The 18495-nt window shown below is 65.7% G+C and carries 16 protein-coding genes; 14 read left to right on the top strand and 2 right to left on the bottom strand.

Features of this window, described 5'->3' with window-relative positions; translation table 11 throughout:
* The first annotated feature begins 49 nt into the window (after window positions 1–49).
* Both QM019_RS04330 and rpsA read left to right on the top strand, forming a co-directional pair.
* Window positions 50–481 (top strand): DUF779 domain-containing protein, encoded by a 432-nt coding sequence (locus QM019_RS04330; RefSeq protein ID WP_282851997.1) that lies wholly within the window; start codon window positions 50–52, stop codon window positions 479–481.
* Window positions 482–650: 169 nt separating this feature from the next.
* Window positions 651–2108, top strand: a complete 1458-nt coding sequence (rpsA, locus tag QM019_RS04325; protein ID WP_282851996.1) for a 30S ribosomal protein S1 — start codon at window positions 651–653, stop codon at window positions 2106–2108.
* Window positions 2109–2204: 96 nt separating this feature from the next.
* Here the strand turns inward: rpsA and QM019_RS04320 are convergent, their stop codons facing one another.
* Window positions 2205–2819 carry a DUF4126 domain-containing protein gene (locus QM019_RS04320; protein ID WP_282851995.1) on the bottom strand — a complete coding sequence of 205 codons (615 nt, stop codon included), beginning with the start codon at window positions 2817–2819 and terminating at the stop codon, window positions 2205–2207.
* A 64-nt stretch (window positions 2820–2883) separates the two neighbouring features.
* On the opposite strand from QM019_RS04320, the gene coaE reads away from it, so the two are divergent.
* Window positions 2884–3561, top strand: a complete 678-nt coding sequence (coaE, locus tag QM019_RS04315; RefSeq protein WP_125105885.1) for a dephospho-CoA kinase — start codon at window positions 2884–2886, stop codon at window positions 3559–3561.
* Here coaE and QM019_RS04310 read toward each other — a convergent pair.
* Window positions 3548–4222, bottom strand: a complete 675-nt coding sequence (locus QM019_RS04310) for an IMPACT family protein (protein WP_282851994.1) — start codon at window positions 4220–4222, stop codon at window positions 3548–3550. The genes coaE and QM019_RS04310 overlap by 14 nt on opposite strands.
* Before the next feature lie 101 nt (window positions 4223–4323).
* Here QM019_RS04310 and uvrB point away from each other — a divergent pair, with 101 nt between their 5' ends.
* The 11 genes from uvrB (at window position 4324) to tpiA (ending at window position 18483) form a co-directional block, all read left to right on the top strand.
* Window positions 4324–6390: an excinuclease ABC subunit UvrB gene (uvrB, locus tag QM019_RS04305; RefSeq protein WP_282851992.1), complete on the top strand. Its 2067-nt coding sequence runs from the start codon at window positions 4324–4326 to the stop codon at window positions 6388–6390.
* A 65-nt stretch (window positions 6391–6455) separates the two neighbouring features.
* Window positions 6456–7133, top strand: coding sequence for a hypothetical protein (locus QM019_RS04300; RefSeq protein ID WP_282851991.1), 678 nt, complete (start codon window positions 6456–6458; stop codon window positions 7131–7133).
* Window positions 7134–7307: a hypothetical protein gene (locus tag QM019_RS04295; RefSeq protein WP_282851990.1), complete on the top strand. Its 174-nt coding sequence runs from the start codon at window positions 7134–7136 to the stop codon at window positions 7305–7307. It begins immediately after the preceding gene.
* An 8-nt stretch (window positions 7308–7315) separates the two neighbouring features.
* Window positions 7316–8539 carry a dual-specificity RNA methyltransferase RlmN gene (rlmN, locus tag QM019_RS04290; RefSeq protein ID WP_282851989.1) on the top strand — a complete coding sequence of 408 codons (1224 nt, stop codon included), beginning with the start codon at window positions 7316–7318 and terminating at the stop codon, window positions 8537–8539.
* Between the two features lie 59 nt (window positions 8540–8598).
* A complete protein-coding gene (uvrA, locus tag QM019_RS04285) occupies window positions 8599–11481 on the top strand; it encodes an excinuclease ABC subunit UvrA (protein WP_282824443.1) in 2883 nt (960 codons plus the stop codon).
* Window positions 11478–13343, top strand: coding sequence for an excinuclease ABC subunit UvrC (uvrC, locus tag QM019_RS04280; protein ID WP_282851988.1), 1866 nt, complete (start codon window positions 11478–11480; stop codon window positions 13341–13343). Before uvrA ends, uvrC begins: the two co-directional genes overlap by 4 nt.
* Before the next feature lie 89 nt (window positions 13344–13432).
* A complete protein-coding gene (gene rapZ, locus QM019_RS04275; protein WP_428831955.1) occupies window positions 13433–14311 on the top strand; it encodes an RNase adapter RapZ in 879 nt (292 codons plus the stop codon).
* 44 nt (window positions 14312–14355) lie between these two features.
* Window positions 14356–15336, top strand: coding sequence for a DNA-binding protein WhiA (whiA, locus tag QM019_RS04270; RefSeq protein WP_282851986.1), 981 nt, complete (start codon window positions 14356–14358; stop codon window positions 15334–15336).
* A gap of 110 nt (window positions 15337–15446) precedes the next feature.
* A complete protein-coding gene (gene gap / locus QM019_RS04265; RefSeq protein WP_125105893.1) occupies window positions 15447–16451 on the top strand; it encodes a type I glyceraldehyde-3-phosphate dehydrogenase in 1005 nt (334 codons plus the stop codon).
* A 35-nt stretch (window positions 16452–16486) separates the two neighbouring features.
* Window positions 16487–17698 carry a phosphoglycerate kinase gene (locus QM019_RS04260; protein ID WP_282851985.1) on the top strand — a complete coding sequence of 404 codons (1212 nt, stop codon included), beginning with the start codon at window positions 16487–16489 and terminating at the stop codon, window positions 17696–17698.
* Entirely contained in the window at window positions 17692–18483 is a 792-nt protein-coding gene (tpiA, locus tag QM019_RS04255) for a triose-phosphate isomerase (protein WP_125105895.1), read from the top strand. The genes QM019_RS04260 and tpiA overlap by 7 nt, the downstream gene beginning before the upstream one ends.
* Window positions 18484–18495 lie beyond the last annotated feature (12 nt).

Raw genomic sequence — 18495 nt, 5'->3', positions numbered from 1 at the left:
GGCGACCGTAGGTCGCCTCCCGCCCCGTCACCAGTTCAGGGAGGACGACATGTCCGAGACCAACGAAGAAGTTGTGATCAGCCCGGCGATCGAAGCGCGCCCGGTGATTGAAGGCGAGACCCAGTCGCGGGTCGGGCTTTCTGCGACGGCGGTCGAGCTGCTGCAGGAGCTGGCCGAGCGCAATGGCCCGCTGATGTTTCATCAGTCCGGTGGGTGCTGCGATGGTTCAGCCCCGATGTGCTACCCGGCGGGCGACTTCCTCACCGGCGATGCCGATGTGCTGCTCGGCGTGTTCGAGCTTCCGAACCGCTCGGGCGATGGCTCGAGCGAGCTCGAGTTCTGGATGTCGAAGGAACAGTTCGAGTACTGGCGGCACACTCGCTTGCTCGTCGACGCTGTGCCCGGCCGCGGCGCCGGTTTTTCGCTCGAGGGGCCGACCGGAAAACGGTTCCTGATACGGTCGACTTTGCTCGACTCCTAGGTGATTTCGTAGTTCGTACCAAATTGGAATTCCGGCGAATTCTCAGGTAAGCTTGTAGAGCACTTTTGTGCGTCTACACCTATCCGTTTCCCATTCGGCACAGGACGGCGGCGCGAGCTGCTGGCGTCGAATCGGGCCGACACAATTATCCAGCTGGAGTACCAACTACATGACGAACACCACGACCGAATCGGCTAAATCGCAGATCGCCGTCAACGACATCGGCACTGCTGAGGACTTCCTCGCCGCGGTCGAAGAGACGATGAAGTACTTCAACGACGGTGACCTCATCACCGGTACCGTCGTTCGAATCGACCGCGACGAGGTACTCCTCGACGTCGGTTACAAGACCGAGGGTGTCATCCCCTCGCGTGAACTCTCGATCAAGCACGACGTCGACCCCAACGAGGTTGTTGAGCTCGGCGACGAGATCGAAGCACTTGTCATCCAGAAGGAAGACAAGGAAGGTCGCCTCCTTCTCTCGAAGAAGCGCGCACAGTACGAGCGCGCCTGGGGCGATGTCGAGAAGATCAAGGAAGACGACGGCGTCGTCACCGGTACCGTCATCGAGGTCGTCAAGGGTGGCCTCATCGTCGACATCGGACTCCGCGGCTTCCTCCCCGCTTCACTCATCGAGCTTCGTCGCGTCCGCGACCTCACCCCGTACCTGGGCCAGGAAATCGAGGCGAAGATCCTCGAGCTCGACAAGAACCGCAACAACGTCGTGCTCTCGCGTCGTGCGCTCCTCGAGCAGACCCAGTCGGAGACCCGCGCCAACTTCCTCAACCAGCTCCAGAAGGGTCAGGTTCGCAAGGGTGTTGTCTCGTCGATCGTGAACTTCGGTGCGTTCGTCGACCTCGGCGGCGTTGACGGCCTCGTCCACGTCTCGGAGCTCAGCTGGAAGCACATCGACCACGCTTCGGAGGTCGTCGAGGTTGGCCAGGAAGTCACCGTCGAGGTGCTCGAGGTCGACATGGACCGCGAGCGCGTTTCGCTCTCGCTGAAGGCGACGCAGGAAGACCCGTGGCAGGTGCTCGCTCGCACCCACGCGATCGGTCAGATCGTGCTCGGCAAGGTCACCAAGCTCGTTCCGTTCGGTGCGTTCGTTCGCGTCGCCGACGGCATCGAGGGCCTCGTGCACATCTCGGAGCTGTCGAACCACCACATCGAGACCGCCGACCAGGTCGTCTCGGTTGGCAAGGAGCTCTTCGTCAAGATCATCGACATCGACCTCGAGCGTCGCCGCATCTCGCTGTCGCTGAAGCAGGCGAACGAGGGCGTTGACCCCGAGGGCACCGACTTCGACCCCGCCACCTACGGCATGCTCGCCGAGTACGACGAGCAGGGCAACTACAAGTACCCCGAAGGCTTCAACCCCGACACCAACGAGTGGATCGAGGGCTTCGAGGCACAGCGCGAGGCCTGGGAGCAGGAGTACGCGCTCGCCCAGTCGCGTTGGGAAGCTCACAAGGAGCAGGTCCGCGGCGCGATCGAGGCCGAGGCGAACGCCCCCGAGGCTGCCGAGCAGGGCGGTTCGTCCTTCTCGAGCGAGTCGGAAGACGCGTTCGGCACCCTTGCCGACGACGCTTCGCTCGCCGCGCTTCGCGAGAAGCTCTCGGGTAACTAGTTCCCGGTAGCAAACGGCCCGGCTCGATTCGTTCGAGCCGGGCCGTTTCTCTTTGCCTCGGAAGCGGGTGAATCCCGTTGACGGGGGTGCAGCGTCTCAGTCGCCCGCCTCGGCGGCGCGGGCCTTGCGCCGCGCGAGCATCCCGCGCAGCCGGCGGGTGAGCGCCACCGCCATGATGAAGAGCCCGGCGAGCAGCACGAGCACCAGCACGGGCGCGAGCACGGCGCTGGCGACCAGGCCGAAGCTCATCGCATCCTCGCCGGTGCTGAGCAGCGGAGCGGCCGTACCGACGGTCACCGCGTTGACGGCCGCCCGGGTCGAGGCCTTCGCGAGGTGGGTGACGAGGGCGATAATCGCGCCGAGCACGATCGCCACCCACACGTGCGCCGAGAAGAACTGCGACGGCTCGTCGAGCGACACGGTCTGGGCCGAGGTGCCGGCACCGAACACGATGCCGCCGGATGCTGGGCGAACGACGGTCTGGACGATGTCGATGACGGTGTCGATGGCGGGAATCTTGTCGGCGACAAGATCGAGCACCGTCAGCACACCGATCACGACGAGCGCGATATCGCTCGAAAGCCAGTCCCACGCTGCTGGCAAGGTCATGAGGTCGGTGAACCGATCGAGCAGCCCGAGGATGAGCATCGGGAGGAAGGCACCGAGCCCGGCCGCGGCGGCGAGTCCCGTTCCGGTGAGTAGTTCCAGCAATTGAACCTCCTGTGGCAGTAGTCTGACAGAACGGGAGTCACCGTTGATTCGAGGAGGTAGCGACATGACCACCATCGCGCTCACCGGCGGCATCGCCTCCGGCAAGACGACCATCTCCAATCGGCTGCGCGAGCTCGGCGCCGTGATCATCGACGCCGACGAGATCGCTCGCGAGATTGTCGAGCCGGGACAGCCAGTGCTCGAGGCGATCGCGAAGCAGTTCGGAGAGGGCATCCTCGAGGCCGATGGTTCGCTCAACCGTGCCGCGCTCGCTGACATCGTATTCGCGGACGAGGACGCTCGCCGCGCGCTCAATGACCTCACGCATCCTGAGATTCGCCGCATCACCGAGGAGCGCATCGAGACGGAGCGCGCGGCTGACCCCTCGACCATCTTCGTGCACGACATTCCGCTGCTCGCCGAGACCCGCTCGAACTACGACTACGACGAGATCTGGGTGGCCGATGCCCCCGCAGAGGTGCGCGTCGATCGGCTCATCGCCGACCGCGGCATGACGCGCGAGGAGGCGCTTGCACGGATCGAGGCGCAGGCGAGCGACGAAGAGCGGCGGCGGATCGCGGACGTCGTGCTCGACACGACCCGCCCGATCTCCGACACGATCGAGCTCGTCGACGAACTCTATTCGCGCCTGCGCATCACGGATCGCCTCGACGACGACGAGATCAGCTACGACGGCATGCCGGTGACCACGCCGCGCGAGGAGCGCATCAGCGACGACTAACGTCGACCCAGCTCGGTTCGAGCTCGGTCGGTGAAGCCTCGCCCGAGGTGATCGAGGCGAGGCGGGTGAGGAACTGCTCGCGGGCATCCTGCTGGTCGGGTACCGCGAGCCGAAGAGTCGCGCTGGCGGGTCCGTAGTCGGTGCCGAGCACTTCGACTCCCGCGGCCCGCAGCTCGTTTTCCCAGCGGCCTACCTGCGCGATGGGCGCGTCGACGGCGTAGCGGGCGAGCCGCTCGCGCGTCAGAAACTTGGCCGACGCGAGCGTTTGCGAGACGGTGTCGGAGTAGGCACGAACGAGGCCACCGGCTCCGAGCAATACGCCGCCGAAGTAGCGCACCACGACGATGATGATGTCGGAGAGATCGGGGCTCGGCGCGCCCGGCCGCACAAACTTCGTCAGGGCATCGAGCATGGGCACGCCCGCCGTGCCGCTCGGCTCGCCGTCATCGTTCGAACGCTGGATGCGGCGCTCCGGACCGAGCGTGAACGCGGTGCAGTGGTGGCGGGCGAGCCGGTGTTCGGCGCGAACGAGGTCGATGTAGTCGCGGGCCTCGGCCTCGGTCGAGACGCGCTCGGCATAGCCGAGAAATCGAGACCGCTTGATCTCAAGCTCGTGCTCGGCACTTGCCGCCAGCACACCGTATCGAGAGTCATCCGCCACGTTGCGTAGCTTAATCGCTCGGATCAGGCCTTCAGCGGTGCCCGCGCGTGCCTGGATGCGCTCCGCGGCTCGTGTCGGTGGCCCGACGTAGGGTTGAAGGCATGGAACCCACACGCAGCGTGCGCCCGTTCGAAGTGGTGAGCGAGTATCAGCCGGCCGGCGATCAGCCGCAGGCAATTTCCGAACTCACGAGGCGCATTAACGCCGGCGAGACCGACGTCGTGCTGCTCGGCGCCACTGGTACCGGTAAATCCGCCACTACGGCCTGGCTCATCGAACAGGTGCAGCGGCCGACGCTCGTGATGGCGCACAACAAGACGCTGGCGGCACAACTTGCGAACGAGTTTCGCCAGCTGCTGCCCAACAATGCGGTCGAGTATTTCGTCTCGTACTACGACTACTACCAGCCCGAGGCCTACGTACCGCAGACTGACACCTTCATCGAGAAGGACAGCTCGATCAACGATGAGGTTGAGCGTCTGCGTCACTCGGCGACGAACTCGCTGCTGTCGCGGCGCGACGTGGTCGTGGTGTCGACCGTGTCGTGCATCTACGGTCTCGGCAAGCCCGAGGAGTACTACAGCCAGATGGCGGCGCTGCACGTCGGCGATGTGATCGCGCGCGACGACCTCATTCGCCGCTTCATTTCGATGCAGTACACGCGCAATGACGTGGCCTTTCAGCGCGGCACGTTCCGTGTGCGCGGCGACACGATCGAGATCATCCCGGTTTACGAAGAGCTCGCGGTGCGCATTGAGATGTTTGGTGACGAGGTCGACGCGATCTCGATGCTGAACCCGCTCACCGGCAACGTGGTGCGACAGACCGACTCGGTGAGCATTTTCCCTGGCTCGCACTATGCGGCGAGCGAGAACGTGATGCACCGGGCGATGGATGGCATTCGTGACGAGCTGAAGTGGCGACTCGACGAACTCAACTCGCAGAACAAGCTGCTCGAGGCCCAGCGCCTCGAGATGCGCACGTCGTTCGACCTTGAGATGATGGAGCAGATCGGCTTCACCTCGGGCATCGAGAACTATTCGATGCACATCGACGGTCGGCAGCCTGGCGAGCCGCCCCACTGCCTGCTTGACTACTTCCCCGACGACTTCCTGCTCGTCATCGACGAGTCGCACGTCACGGTGCCGCAGGTCGGGGCCATGTACGAGGGCGACGCCTCGCGCAAGCGCACCCTGGTCGACTACGGTTTTCGCCTGCCCTCCGCGCTCGACAACCGCCCGCTGCGCTGGGACGAATTTAAGGAGCGCGTGGGCCAGACCGTCTATCTCTCGGCCACCCCGGGCAAGTACGAGTTCGCGCAGGCCGACGGCGTCGTCGAGCAGATCATTCGCCCCACCGGCCTCATCGACCCGAAGATCGTCGTCAAGCCGAGCGAGGGGCAGATCGACGACCTGCTCGAGACGATCCGCGAGCGCATCGAGCGCAACGAGCGCGTGCTCGTCACGACGCTGACGAAGCGGATGGCCGAGGAACTCACCGACTTCCTCGGTGAGCACGGGGTGCGGGTGCGGTACCTCCACTCCGACGTCGACACCCTGAAGCGCGTCGAGCTGCTCAGCGAGCTGCGCGCGGGCGTCTACGACGTGCTCGTCGGCATCAACCTGCTGCGCGAGGGCCTCGACCTGCCCGAGGTCTCGCTTGTCGCGATCCTCGACGCAGACAAGGAGGGCTTCCTGCGCTCGGCGACCTCGCTCATCCAGACAATCGGCCGCGCGGCCCGAAACGTGTCGGGCGAGGTGCACATGTACGCCGACAAGGAGACCGAGGCGATGCGCTTCGCGATCGAAGAGACCGAGCGGCGGCGCGAGCGACAGATCGCCTACAACACTGAGCACGGCATCGACCCGCAACCGCTGCGGAAGAAGATCAACGACATCACCGCGGTGCTCATGCGCGAGGGACAAGACACGCAGGAGCTCCTCGGCGACCGCGCGACCGACCCGCGCCGCAAGGCGCCGCCGAACCTGCGCCACGAGGGCATCGCCGCCGAGGGGGCCGACCAACTTGAACAGATGATCGCCGACCTCAACGAGCAGATGCTCGCGGCCGCCGGCGAACTCAAGTTCGAGCTCGCGGCGCGGCTGCGCGACGAACTGTCGGAGCTGAAGAAGGACCTCCGCAACATGGAGCGAGCGGGGCACGCATAGTGGCGCAGCTGCACGCTGCATTCAGTCAGCTTGCTCCCTCTGCGCTTGCCGGCCGCGGGGGATCAGTGCGGGAGGCGTTTCGATCTGCGCGGGCACCGGCCATCTTCCTGCTGGTGTTCGGCGCCATCATCGGCGCGATTACCCTCTTTGCGGTCATCAGCGGTCTCACGCAGCTCATCACCGGCATCGACCGAACGGATGCGGCGACGCCGACGTCGGCCCGGCTCACCGCCGTGCCGGGCCTGATCTTCGCGCTCGTGATGTTTGGGGTCGCGGTGTTCTTCATCGTCCGCTTCTTTCGCGACGCCTTCCGCAAGCAGCGCGTGGCGGCGCTGGCACGGGCGAACGGGCTCGAATTCGTAGGTTACCGTTCCGGCGCGCAGCTGCGCGGCGTGGGCTTCCAGGCACCCGGTGACGCTCGCTGGCACTCACACGTGGTTCGCGGCGTCGCCCAGGGGCACCCGTTCGAGCTCGGCGACTTCGAGGTTACCGAAGAACAGCGTTCCGCCAAGGGCCGCAGGCGCACCGTCACGGTCACGCGCTTCGCCTACCTCGCAGCCGGCATGCCGCTAAGAATCCCACACACGTTCTTCGACGCGACACAGAACGGCAAGTGGCGAAGGTGGACCGGCGCCCTCGTGCGCTGGGATCTCGAGGGGCACTTCCCGACGCAGTTCCGCACGTTCACTGAGCGCGGTCGTGAGCGCGAGATGCTCGAGGTGATCTCGCCCGACATCATGTAGGTGTTCTCCGTCCACGGGCTCGGCCACGACATTGAGCTCAACGGCGCCCAGCTCATTCTCATGCACCCCGGCGCGAGTGTCGCGAAGCGGGCCCAGCTCGATGAGCTGCTGCTGCGGGGGAGTGCGATCACCGCAGAACTCGATTCGCGCATTCCTGCGTGGCATAGGGGATAATTGGGCAGATGAGCGAGCAGACGAGCAAACGACTTCGCGAGCGGCGAGCCGCACGCCCGCAGGTTCGCCCCACCGCCGAGGGCTGGATTCAGCCGATGGGCGCCGATGGCCGACCCCAGCTGCAGTTCGCCGCCAAGCAGCGGCGCACGCAACCCCCGGTGCACCTCGCCGACCTGTCGATGGCCGAGCGCCAGGAGCGCCTCAAGGAGCTCGGGCACCCGGCGTTCCGCGCGAAGCAGCTGTCGACGCACTACTTTCAGCACCACACGGCGAGCGCCGACGAGATGACCGACCTGCCCGCCGTATCCCGCGAGCAGCTCGTCGCCGACACGATGCCGCCGCTGCTCACCGAGGTGCGGCGCCTGCGCACCGACAACGGCGACACCATCAAGTTCCTTTGGAAGTGCTTCGACGGCGTGCTTGTCGAGTCGGTGCTCATGCGCTACCCAGGCCGCATCACGCTCTGTGTCTCGTCGCAGGCCGGCTGCGGCATGAACTGTCCCTTCTGCGCGACCGGCCAGAACGGGCTGACGCGCAACCTGTCGACGGCCGAGATTGTCGACCAGATTGTGCAGGCGAACCGCGCGATTGCCGCGGGCGAACTCGGAGGCACCCGCTCCGACGGCGTGCCCGAGCGCGTGCACAACATCGTGTTCATGGGCATGGGCGAGCCGCTCGCGAACTACAAGCGCATCATGAACGCCGTGCACCGCATGGTCGACCCGACACCCGAGGGCCTCGGCATGTCGGCGCGCGGCATCACGGTCTCAACGGTCGGCCTCGTGCCGGCGATCCGCAAGCTCAGCGATGAGGAGCTGCCGCTGACGTTTGCCCTGTCGCTGCACGCCCCTGACGACGAACTGCGCGACGACCTCATTCCGGTGAACAGCCGTTGGAAGGTCGACGAGGCGCTCGACGCCGCTCGCGAGTACTTCGACAAGACCGGCCGCCGAGTGTCGATCGAGTACGCGCTCATCAAGGACATGAACGACCATGGCTGGCGCGCCGACCTGCTTGCCGACAAACTCAACGAACGCGGGCGCGGCTGGGTGCACGTCAACCCGATTCCCCTTAACCCGACGCCGGGTTCGATCTGGACGTCGTCCGAGCCCGAGGTCGCTGCCGAATTCGTCGAGCGACTGCGAGCAAAGGGAATTCCCACCACCATGCGCGACACCCGCGGCAAGGAGATCGACGGGGCCTGCGGTCAGCTCGCGGCGGCGAACGACTAGGCACTGCGCCGCCAGCGAATCCAGCGAACCATGTCGCTGGCGCGACGTACTCTTGTCGGGTGCCGAAATTATCTGCGAAGACTAGCCAGCTCACCTCGCTGCGCGTGCAGCACGCACGCGTGCACAACCTCAAAAACGTCGATGTTGAGGTGCCGAGAGACAGCCTGGTCGTGTTTACCGGGCTCTCGGGCTCGGGCAAGTCGTCGCTCGCCTTCGACACGATCTTTGCCGAGGGGCAGCGCCGCTACGTCGAGTCGCTCTCGTCGTACGCGCGCATGTTTCTGGGGCAGGTCGATCGCCCCGACGTCGATTTCATTGAGGGCCTGAGCCCGGCCGTCTCGATTGACCAGAAGTCGACGAACCGCAACCCGCGCTCGACGGTCGGCACGATCACCGAGATCTACGACTACATGCGCCTGCTGTGGGCGCGCATCGGCATCGCCCACTGCCCCGAGTGCGGCGAGCGCATCCAAGCCTCGACCGTGCAGCAGATCGCCGACACCCTCATGGAGGTGCCGGCCGGCACCCGCTATCAAGTCCTTGCGCCCGTCGTACAGCAGAAGAAGGGCGAGTTCGTCGACCTGCTGCAGTCGCTCTCGCAGCAGGGCTTTGTGCGCGCGATGGTCGATGGCGAGCGGGTGCAGCTCGCGAGCCCGCCGACGCTGAAGAAGTCGTACAAGCACGATATTTCGGTGATCGTCGACCGCCTCGTCGCGAGTGATGATTTGCTCGGTCGGCTTACCGACTCGCTCGAAACCGCGCTACGGCTGGCGCAGGGTCGAGTGACGATCCAGTACGTCGATGCCGAGGGCGACGACGCTGAAGAGTCGTTCTCCGAGAACCTCGCGTGCCCGAACGGCCACGCCCTCGCGCTGTCCGAGATCGAGCCGCGCACGTTCTCGTTTAACGCGCCGTTCGGCGCATGCCCCGCCTGCGATGGCCTCGGTATTCGCATGGCCGTCGACGAAGACCTGATGATTGGTGACCCCGACGCCTCGATCGTCGAGGGTGCGATCTTGCCGTGGTCGTCGCAGGGTAAGTCGCTTTACCAGTACTACGAGCGACTGCTGTTCGGCGTTGCCGAAGAGCTCGGTTTCGACCTCAACACGCCGTGGCGCAAGCTTCCGAAGGACGTGCAGCAGACGCTGCTGCACGGCAAAGATTTCAAGGTACGGGTGAAGTACCGCAACCGCTTCGGTCGTCAGGTCACGTACTCTTCGGGCTTCGAGGGCGTCATCCCCTACATCGAACGGCAGTTCGCCGAGGCCGAGTCCGACGCGAAGCGGGACCGCTGGTCGCAGTACCTGCGTGAGGTGCCCTGCCCAGCGTGCGACGGCGCGCGCCTGCGCCCCGAGGTGCTCGCGGTCACGATCGCCGGCAAGTCCATCGCCGACGCGACGTTCATGTCGCTCGACAATGCGCTCGACTTCTTCACCAACCTCGACCTCTCGGAGCGCGAGGCGAAGGTCGGCGCCCAGGTGCTGCGCGAACTTCGCTCTCGCCTCGAGTTCCTCACCGAAGTGGGGCTCACCTACCTCAACCTCGCGCGCTCGGCCGGCAGCCTCTCGGGGGGCGAGGCCCAGCGCATCCGCCTCGCCACGCAGATCGGTGCCGGCCTCACGGGCGTGCTCTACGTGCTCGACGAGCCGTCGATCGGCCTGCACCAGCGCGACAACCGCCGCCTGATCGAGACGCTCGAAAAGCTGCGCGACCTCGGAAACACGCTCATCGTCGTCGAACACGACGAAGACACGATTCGTACGGCCGACTGGATCGTCGATATCGGGCCCGGCGCGGGGGAGTACGGCGGCGAGGTCGTGCACTCGGGCAGCTACGAGGGGCTCATTTCGAACCGCCAGTCGATCACCGGCGACTACCTTGCCGGCCGCCGCGAGATCACGACGCCGTCGAAGCGCCGCAAGCTCGACAAGAAGCGGAAGCTCACGGTTGTGGGTGCGCGGGCCAACAACCTGCAGAACGTCACGGTCGATTTCCCGCTCGGCGTGCTCACGGCAGTGACCGGCATCTCGGGCTCGGGCAAGTCGTCGCTCGTCAACGACGTGCTCGAGAAAGTCCTCGCGAACAAGCTCAACGGCGCCCGCCAGGTGCCGGGCAAGCACACGCGAGTCAACGGCGTCGACCAACTCGACAAGGTCGTGCACGTCGACCAGGCACCGATCGGTCGCACGCCGCGCTCGAACCCGGCCACCTACACGGGGGTGTTCGACCGCATCCGCAATCTCTTCGCCGAGACGCCGGAGGCGAAGGTGCGCGGCTACCAGGCCGGTCGGTTCTCGTTCAACGTCAAGGGCGGCCGCTGCGAGGCCTGCCACGGCGACGGCACGCTGAAGATCGAGATGAACTTCCTCCCCGACGTCTACGTGCAGTGCGAGACCTGCCACGGCAAGCGGTACAACCGCGAGACGCTGCAGGTGCTCTACAAGGGCAAGAACATCGCCGAAGTCCTCGAGATGCCCATCTCGGAGGCGGCGGAGTTCTTCGCGCCGATCAGCGCGATCCACCGCTACCTGCAGACCCTCGTTGACGTGGGCCTCGGCTACGTTCGCCTCGGCCAGGCGGCGACGACGCTCTCGGGCGGCGAGGCGCAGCGCGTGAAGCTCGCGACGGAACTGCAGAAGCGCTCGAACGGCCGCACCGTGTACGTGCTCGACGAGCCCACGACGGGCCTGCACTTCGAGGACGTCCGCAAGCTGCTCATGGTGCTCCAGAGCCTCGTCGACAAGGGCAACACGGTCATCGTGATCGAGCACAACCTCGACGTCATCAAGAGCGCCGATTGGGTCATCGACATGGGACCCGAGGGCGGAGCCGGCGGCGGCACCGTCGTGGCCGAAGGCACGCCAGAGAAGGTGGCAACGGTCGAGGCGAGCGCGACAGGCGAGTTCCTCGCCGACATCCTCGGTATCGCCCGACGCTCGTGAGCACCTACCTCGAGTGGCGGCCGAAGCCGGCGGACATTCCCGACAAACCGGGCGTGTACCGCTGGCTCGACGCCTCGGGCCGCATCCTCTACGTCGGCAAAGCAAAGCGGCTGAGGCAGCGACTCGCGAATTATTTCGCGGCGCTCGAGACGCTGCCCGAGCGAACGCGGCGCATGGTCACGACGGCCTCGACGGTGCGGTGGACCGTCGTCCAGAACGAGATCGAAGCGCTGCAGCTCGAGTACAGCCTCATTCAGGAGTACTCACCGCCATTCAATGTGCGGTTGAAGGACGACAAATCGTACCCGTTCATGGCGATCACGCTCGCCGACGAGGCCCCGCGCGTCATGGTGACCCGCAACACCCACATCAAGGGTGCCCGGTACTTCGGGCCGTACCCGAAGGTCTGGGCGGTGAACGAGGCCATCGACCTCATGATTCGGGTGCTGCCGATTCGCACGTGCAACGACACGAACTACCGCCGGGCGATGCAAACCGGCAAGCCATGCTTTGCAGGCCAGATCGGCCGCTGCGGCGGGCCCTGTTCGCAGCAAGTGTCGATCGAGGAGCATCGTGCGCGCGTCGACGAGTTCGTGCGCATCATGGAGACGTATGACCGCTCGATCCTCGACGACCTGACAGCGCAGATGCAACTCGCCGCCATCGAGATGCGGTACGAGGATGCGGCCACGATTCGCGACCGCATCAGCGCGTTCGAGGCGGTGCTCGCGAAGTCCGCCGTGGTGCTGCCAGACAAGGCCGACGCCGATGTCTACGGCCTCGCGGAAGACGAGCTGGCAGCGTCGGTGCAGCTGTTCTCGGTACGCCGCGGCCGCATCCGCGGCGTGCGCGGCTGGGTGCTCGACAAAGAACTCGACGTCGACACCGCAACGCTCATGCAGCAGGTGCTGCAGGATGTGTACGGGGCACAGGAGCAGCATCCCGCCCGCGAGGTGATCGTGCCGTCGCTGCCCGATGACCATGTCGCGCTCGAGGAGGTGCTCACGAAGGTGCGCGGTTCACGGGTGCAACTCCGCACCGCCCAGCGCGGCGTGAAGGCCGAGTTGCTCAAGACCGCCCAGTTCAACGCGACCGAAGCGCTGAAGCAGTACAAGCTCAAGCGCACCGCCGACTTCGTCTCTCGCACCGATGCCCTCAACGACCTGCGCGAGGCGCTCGGCATGGCCGAAGCGCCGCTGCGCATCGAGTGCTACGACGTTTCGCACCTGCAGGGAACGGGCGTTGTCGCGTCGATGGTGGTGTTCGAAGATGGCCTCCCGAAGAAGCGCGACTACCGTCGATTCAATATCGCGAACACCACTGACGACACAGACTCGATCTACCAAGTGCTCACGCGGCGCCTCGCGTACCTCAATACCGAGGAGGCGCCGAAGGAGGGCGACAAGTTCGCGTACCGACCGCAGCTGCTGCTGATTGATGGCGGCCAGCCCCAGGTCGCGGCGGCCAAGCGGGCGCTCGACGACGCCGGGGTAGGGGAGATCACCATTACCGGCATCGCGAAGCGGCTCGAGGAGCTCTGGCTGCCCGACGACGACTTCCCAGTGATCCTGCCGCGCTCCTCTGAGGCGCTGTTCCTCGTGCAGCGACTGCGCGACGAAGCCCACCGCTTCGCGATCACGGCGCAGCGTAAGTCGCGAAGCCGCGACATCCGTTCGCAGCTGGCCGATGTGCCGGGTCTTGGCCCCGCGCGGATCCGCGAGCTGCTGAAACACTTCGGCTCGGTGAAGCGCTTGCGGGCGGCGGGCGAGGATGAATTGCTCGAGGTTTCGGGCATTGGCACGGCGACCGCGGCGGCGATCCGAACTGCGCTGTCCGCCGGGAGCTCAGGCGATGGTCGCTAGGCTAGTCGTCGACGGGGCGCCGTGAGATCCGTCTTGCGAGCAAGGAGCACAGCGTGACTTTTGGTGGAGCTAATGGAACTGGGTTGACCGTGCCTGGCGCGCAGGAGCGCCAGGAGATCACCATCGTCACCGGAATGTCCGGTGCGGGGCGCTCGACCGCGCTCAAGGGCTTTGAAGACCTCGGCTGGTTCGCGGTCGACAACCTACCGCCGCAAATGATTCGCCCCCTCATCGAGGTCGCGGCCAAGGCGCGAGACTCGCTGCCCAAGCTGACGGTCGCGGTCGACATTCGTGGTGGCCGCCTCATCGACGAGTTTGAGGACTTCGCAGCCGAGTTGCGCAAGACGCACGAGGTGCACGTGCTGTTCCTTGACGCGACCGACGACACGCTCGTCCGCCGCTATGAGTCATCGCGCCGCCCGCATCCGCTGCAGGAAGACGGTGACACGATCCTCGACGCGATTCACCGCGAACGCACCCGCCTGCGCGAGATCCGCAGCATGTCAGACATCGTCATCGACACCTCCGAACTCAACGTGCACGAGCTTGCCCGACGCATCAGCGAGCGCTTCGGCGCTCCAGACCAAGACAAGATCCGGTTGACGGTCATGAGTTTCGGGTTCAAATATGGGCTGCCCGTCGACGCCGACCTCGTGCTCGACATGCGCTTTCTGCCGAACCCGTTCTGGGTGGCCGAGTTGCGCGCCTACAACGGCCGCGACAAGCGCGTCTCGGAGTACGTGCTCCACCAGCCCGGCGCGAAGGAATTTGCCGAAAGCTTTCTCGCCATGATTGACCCGGTGTTGTCGGGCTACGCTCGCGAGAACAAGCGCCACGCAATGATCGCGGTCGGCTGCACCGGCGGCAAGCACCGCTCAGTCGCGATGACCGAATACCTCGCCTCGAAGCTGCGCGAGCGCCGTGACGTCGCGGTCTCGGTGAAGCACCGTGACCTCGGTCGCGAGTGAGCCGAGGGGTAAGATTGGTTTTTTCGCAATGAAAGGATGTCTACGTGACGTTGACCGAGAAAGTGAAGCGGGAACTCAACGGAGTTAACCCAGGATCGAACCTGGCGCGTGCTGCCCAGATTTCGAGCATCCTTCGCTTTGCCGGTGCGCTGCAGATGATCTCTGGGCGTTATGTCATCGAAGCTGAACTCGACACCGAGACCCTCGCGAAGCGACTCGCCCACGAGCTCGCGGCCATCTACGGGGTTCGCCCCCGCATCGCGCGCAGTGCGGGCGGCGCCGCGAGCGACCCGCACACCTACCTCGTGCGGGTGCTCGACCAGGGCGAGACGCTTGCCCGGCAGACGGGGCTGATGGATGCTCGCGGACGCATTGTCCGCGGGCTACCGAACCGGCTCACGCTCGGCACCGCCGATGTGCTCGCGGCCATTTGGCGGGGTGCGTTTATCGCTGCCGGATCGTTGACCGACCCGGGCCGCTCGGCATCGCTCGAGATCGTTTGCGCCAACCGCGAGACGGCCATGGCGCTCGTTGGTGCGGCCGGCCGGCTCGGCATCGCTGCGAAGCAGCGCGAGGTTCGCGGCGTGAACCGCGTCGTGATTCGCGACGCCGAGGCGATCAACCAGACGCTCTCAGTCATGGGCGCAAAGCATGTGCTGCAAGAGTGGGAGGCGCTCCGCCAGCGTCGCGAGACCCGCGCCACGGCGAATCGCCTCGTTAATTTTGACGACGCGAACCTGCGTCGTTCGGCGCAGGCGGCCGTCGCGGCGTGCGCCCGCGTGGAGCGCGCCTTCGAGATCCTCGGCGACCAGGTGCCCGACCATCTGCGCCAGGCCGGCGAACTGCGCCTTGCGTTCCGCGAGGCCTCGCTTGACGAGCTTGGGCAGCGGGCCGACCCGCCAATGACGAAGGATGCCGTGGCCGGCCGGGTGCGCCGTCTGCTCGCGCTCGCCGACCGCGAGGCGTCGCAGCAGGGCATTCCCGACACCGCGTCGAGCGTGCCCGAGGGCGAACTCCTCGACTAACGCGTCACGGCGCCGATTCTGGGAGGCGCGCTCACCCAAACTGGGTACCGTTGACCTGATGGAATTCCGCAGATTTCCGTCTCCATCGCGCACCTATTGAAGGAGCAACCGTGACAAAGATCGCCATTAATGGTTTCGGCCGCATCGGACGCAGCTACGCTCGCGCCCTGCTGGACAACAGTCACCCGAATCTTGAGCTCGTCGCGATTAACGACCTCACCGACAACGCGACTCTCGCACACCTGCTGAAGTACGACTCGACCTCGGGCGTACTGAAGAACGAGGTGACGCACGACGAGGGCAGCATCTCCGTCGACGGTCACCATATCCACGCCCTCGCCGAGGCCGACCCCTCGAAGCTGCCCTGGGCCGAGCTGGGCGTTGAACTCGTGCTCGAGTGCACCGGCCGTTTCAACGACCCGGCCAAGGCGCACGCGCACATTGACGCAGGCGCCAAGAAGGTGCTGCTCTCGGCACCCGCCAAGGGCGACGCCCCGACATACGTGTTCGGGGTGAACCACACCGACTACAACCCCGAGACCGAGCACGTTATCTCGAACGCGTCGTGCACGACCAACTGCCTCGCCCCGCTGGCGAAGGTGCTCAACGACAAGTTCGGCATCGTGTCGGGCCTCATGACGACGGTGCACGCCTACACGGCCGACCAGCGTCTGCAGGACTCGCCGCACTCCGACCTCCGCCGTGCCCGCGCCGCTGCGCTGAGCATCATCCCGACCTCCACCGGTGCTGCGAAGGCGATCGGTCTCGTCATGCCCGAGCTCAAGGGCAAGCTCGACGGCTTCGCACTGCGCGTGCCCGTTGAGACCGGCTCGATCACCGACCTGACGGTGAAGCTCGACCGCGAGGTCACGGTTGACGAGGTCAACGCGGCATTCAAGGAAGCCGCCGAGGGCGACTTCAAGGGCATCCTCAAGTACAACGAGGAGCCGATCGTGTCGCGCGACATCATCGGCGAGAACCACTCGTCGATCTACGACGCACCGCTCACCAAGGTGATCGGCGACCTCGTCAAGGTGTCGAGCTGGTACGACAACGAGTGGGGCTACACCGAGCGCCTCGTCGACTTCTCGTCGTACGTCGCTGAGAACCTGTAACCACACACCCACCACGCACACTGAGGGAGACCACTATGCCTCTGCGCACACTCGAATCGCTCGGCGATCTCGCGGGCAAGCGCGTCCTCGTCCGCTGTGATCTCAACGTCCCGCTGCGAGACGGCGAGATCACTGACGACGGTCGCGTCCGGGCGTCACTGCCCACGATCCAACGACTCACCGAGCAGGGCGCGAAGGTCATCGTGATCTCGCATCTCGGCCGCCCGAAGGGCGAGCCCGACCCGCAGTTCTCCCTCGCGCCGGCGGCGGCGCGCCTCGCGAAGCTGCTCGACCAGGATGTTCCGCTCGCCGGTGACACCGTGGGCGAGAGCGCAGCTGGGATCGTCGCCGCCCTGGAAGACGGTGGGGTTGTCGTACTCGAGAACCTCCGCTTCAACGAGGGCGAGACGAGCAAGGACGACGCCGTGCGTCGCGCCTTCGCCGAGCAGCTCGCCGCGCTCGGCGACGCCTTCGTCTCTGACGGCTTCGGCGTGGTGCACCGCAAGCAGGCCTCGGTGTACGAGCTCGCGGAGCTGCTGCCCTCGGCGGCCGGCCTCCTCGTCGAGAACGAGGTTGAGAAGCTCGGCCGGGTGATCAACGACCCCGAGCGGCCGTTCACCGTGGTGCTCGGCGGGTCGAAAGTCTCCGACAAGCTCGGCGTCATCGAGAACCTACTGCCGAGGGTCGATCGCCTCGTCATTGGTGGCGGCATGCTGTTCACCTTCCTCGCAGCACAGGGCCATTCGATCGGCAAGTCGCTGCTCGAGTCCGAGCAGATCGACACCGTGCGTGGCTACATCGAACAGGCCGAGCAGCGCGGCGTCGAACTCCTGCTGCCAAGCGACATCGTCGTGGCGGCGGGATTTGCCGCTGACGCCGAGCATGAGGTGGTTGACGCTTCGGCGATCGAGTCTTCGAAGTTCGGTGCCGAGGGCATCGGCCTCGACATTGGTCCCGACTCGGCGCGCGCCTACGCCGAGACGATTCGCACGTCGAAGACCGTGTTCTGGAACGGCCCGATGGGTGTGTTCGAGTTCCCGGCGTTCGCTGATGGCACCCAGCAGGTAGCCCAGGCCCTGACCGAGGTCCACGGCCTTTCGGTGGTCGGCGGCGGCGACTCGGCCGCGGCGATCCGTACCCTCGGCTTCGCCGACGACGAATTCGGTCACGTCTCGACGGGTGGCGGCGCCAGCCTCGAGCTCATCGAAGGCAAGCGCCTGCCCGGGCTGGAGGTACTCGGATGGTAGCCACCCGCACGCCGCTCATGGCGGGCAACTGGAAGATGAACATGACGCATCTTCAGGCGATCGCCTTCGTGCAGAAACTCGCTTGGACGCTGAAGGATGCCGATCACGACTACGAGCAGGTTGAGGTCGCGGTTTTCCCGCCGTTCACCGATCTTCGGAGTGTGCAGACCCTCGTCGACACGGACAAGCTCAAGCTCGTCTACGGCGGCCAGGATCTCTCGAAGCACGACTCGGGTGCCTACACCGGCGACATCTCGGGAGAGTTCCTCGCGGCCCTCGGCGCGAAGTATGCGCTCGTCGGTCACTCGGAGCGTCGCACGATCCACTGCGAGGACGACGCCGAATGCCAGGCGAAGGTGCAGGCCGCGCTGAAGCACGGCCTCATTCCAGTGCTCTGCGTCGGCGAGACGCTTGAGCAGCGCGAGGCGACCGACACTCCGTGGGATGTCCCCGTTGCGCAGCTTCGAGCTGGCCTGGCCGAGCTGCCGGCTGACGCCGAGATCGTCCTGGCCTATGAGCCAGTTTGGGCGATCGGCACCGGGAAGGTGGCGAGCGCGGAGCAGGCCCAGGAGGTCTGTGCCGCCCTGCGTACGGCCCTCATCGAGGAGCTTGGTGAGGAGCGCGCGGCGTCGACGCGCATCCTCTACGGCGGCTCGGTGAAGCCTGACAACGTCGCGAGCATCATGCGCGAGCCCGACATCGACGGCGCCCTTGTCGGCGGCGCCAGCCTGAAGATCGACGACTTCGCGTCGATCGTGCGCTATCGCAGCCACGTCGGCATCTAATCAGACGTCGTC

Source organism: Gulosibacter sediminis (genome assembly GCF_030011715.1).
GTDB classification, from domain to species: Bacteria; Actinomycetota; Actinomycetes; order Actinomycetales; family Microbacteriaceae; genus Gulosibacter; species Gulosibacter sediminis.
Note: the sequence above shows the minus strand (reverse complement) of the source record. Positions and strands in the feature narration are given on the sequence as shown.

Coding starts and splice junctions, on each gene's coding strand:
- tpiA (WP_125105895.1), top strand. CDS start 17,692: ATGGTAGCCACCCGCACGCCGCTCATGGCGGGCAACTGGAAGATGAAC.
- rlmN (WP_282851989.1), top strand. CDS start 7,316: ATGAGCGAGCAGACGAGCAAACGACTTCGCGAGCGGCGAGCCGCACGC.
- rpsA (WP_282851996.1), top strand. CDS start 651: ATGACGAACACCACGACCGAATCGGCTAAATCGCAGATCGCCGTCAAC.
- uvrB (WP_282851992.1), top strand. CDS start 4,324: ATGGAACCCACACGCAGCGTGCGCCCGTTCGAAGTGGTGAGCGAGTAT.
- QM019_RS04260 (WP_282851985.1), top strand. CDS start 16,487: ATGCCTCTGCGCACACTCGAATCGCTCGGCGATCTCGCGGGCAAGCGC.
- coaE (WP_125105885.1), top strand. CDS start 2,884: ATGACCACCATCGCGCTCACCGGCGGCATCGCCTCCGGCAAGACGACC.
- QM019_RS04330 (WP_282851997.1), top strand. CDS start 50: ATGTCCGAGACCAACGAAGAAGTTGTGATCAGCCCGGCGATCGAAGCG.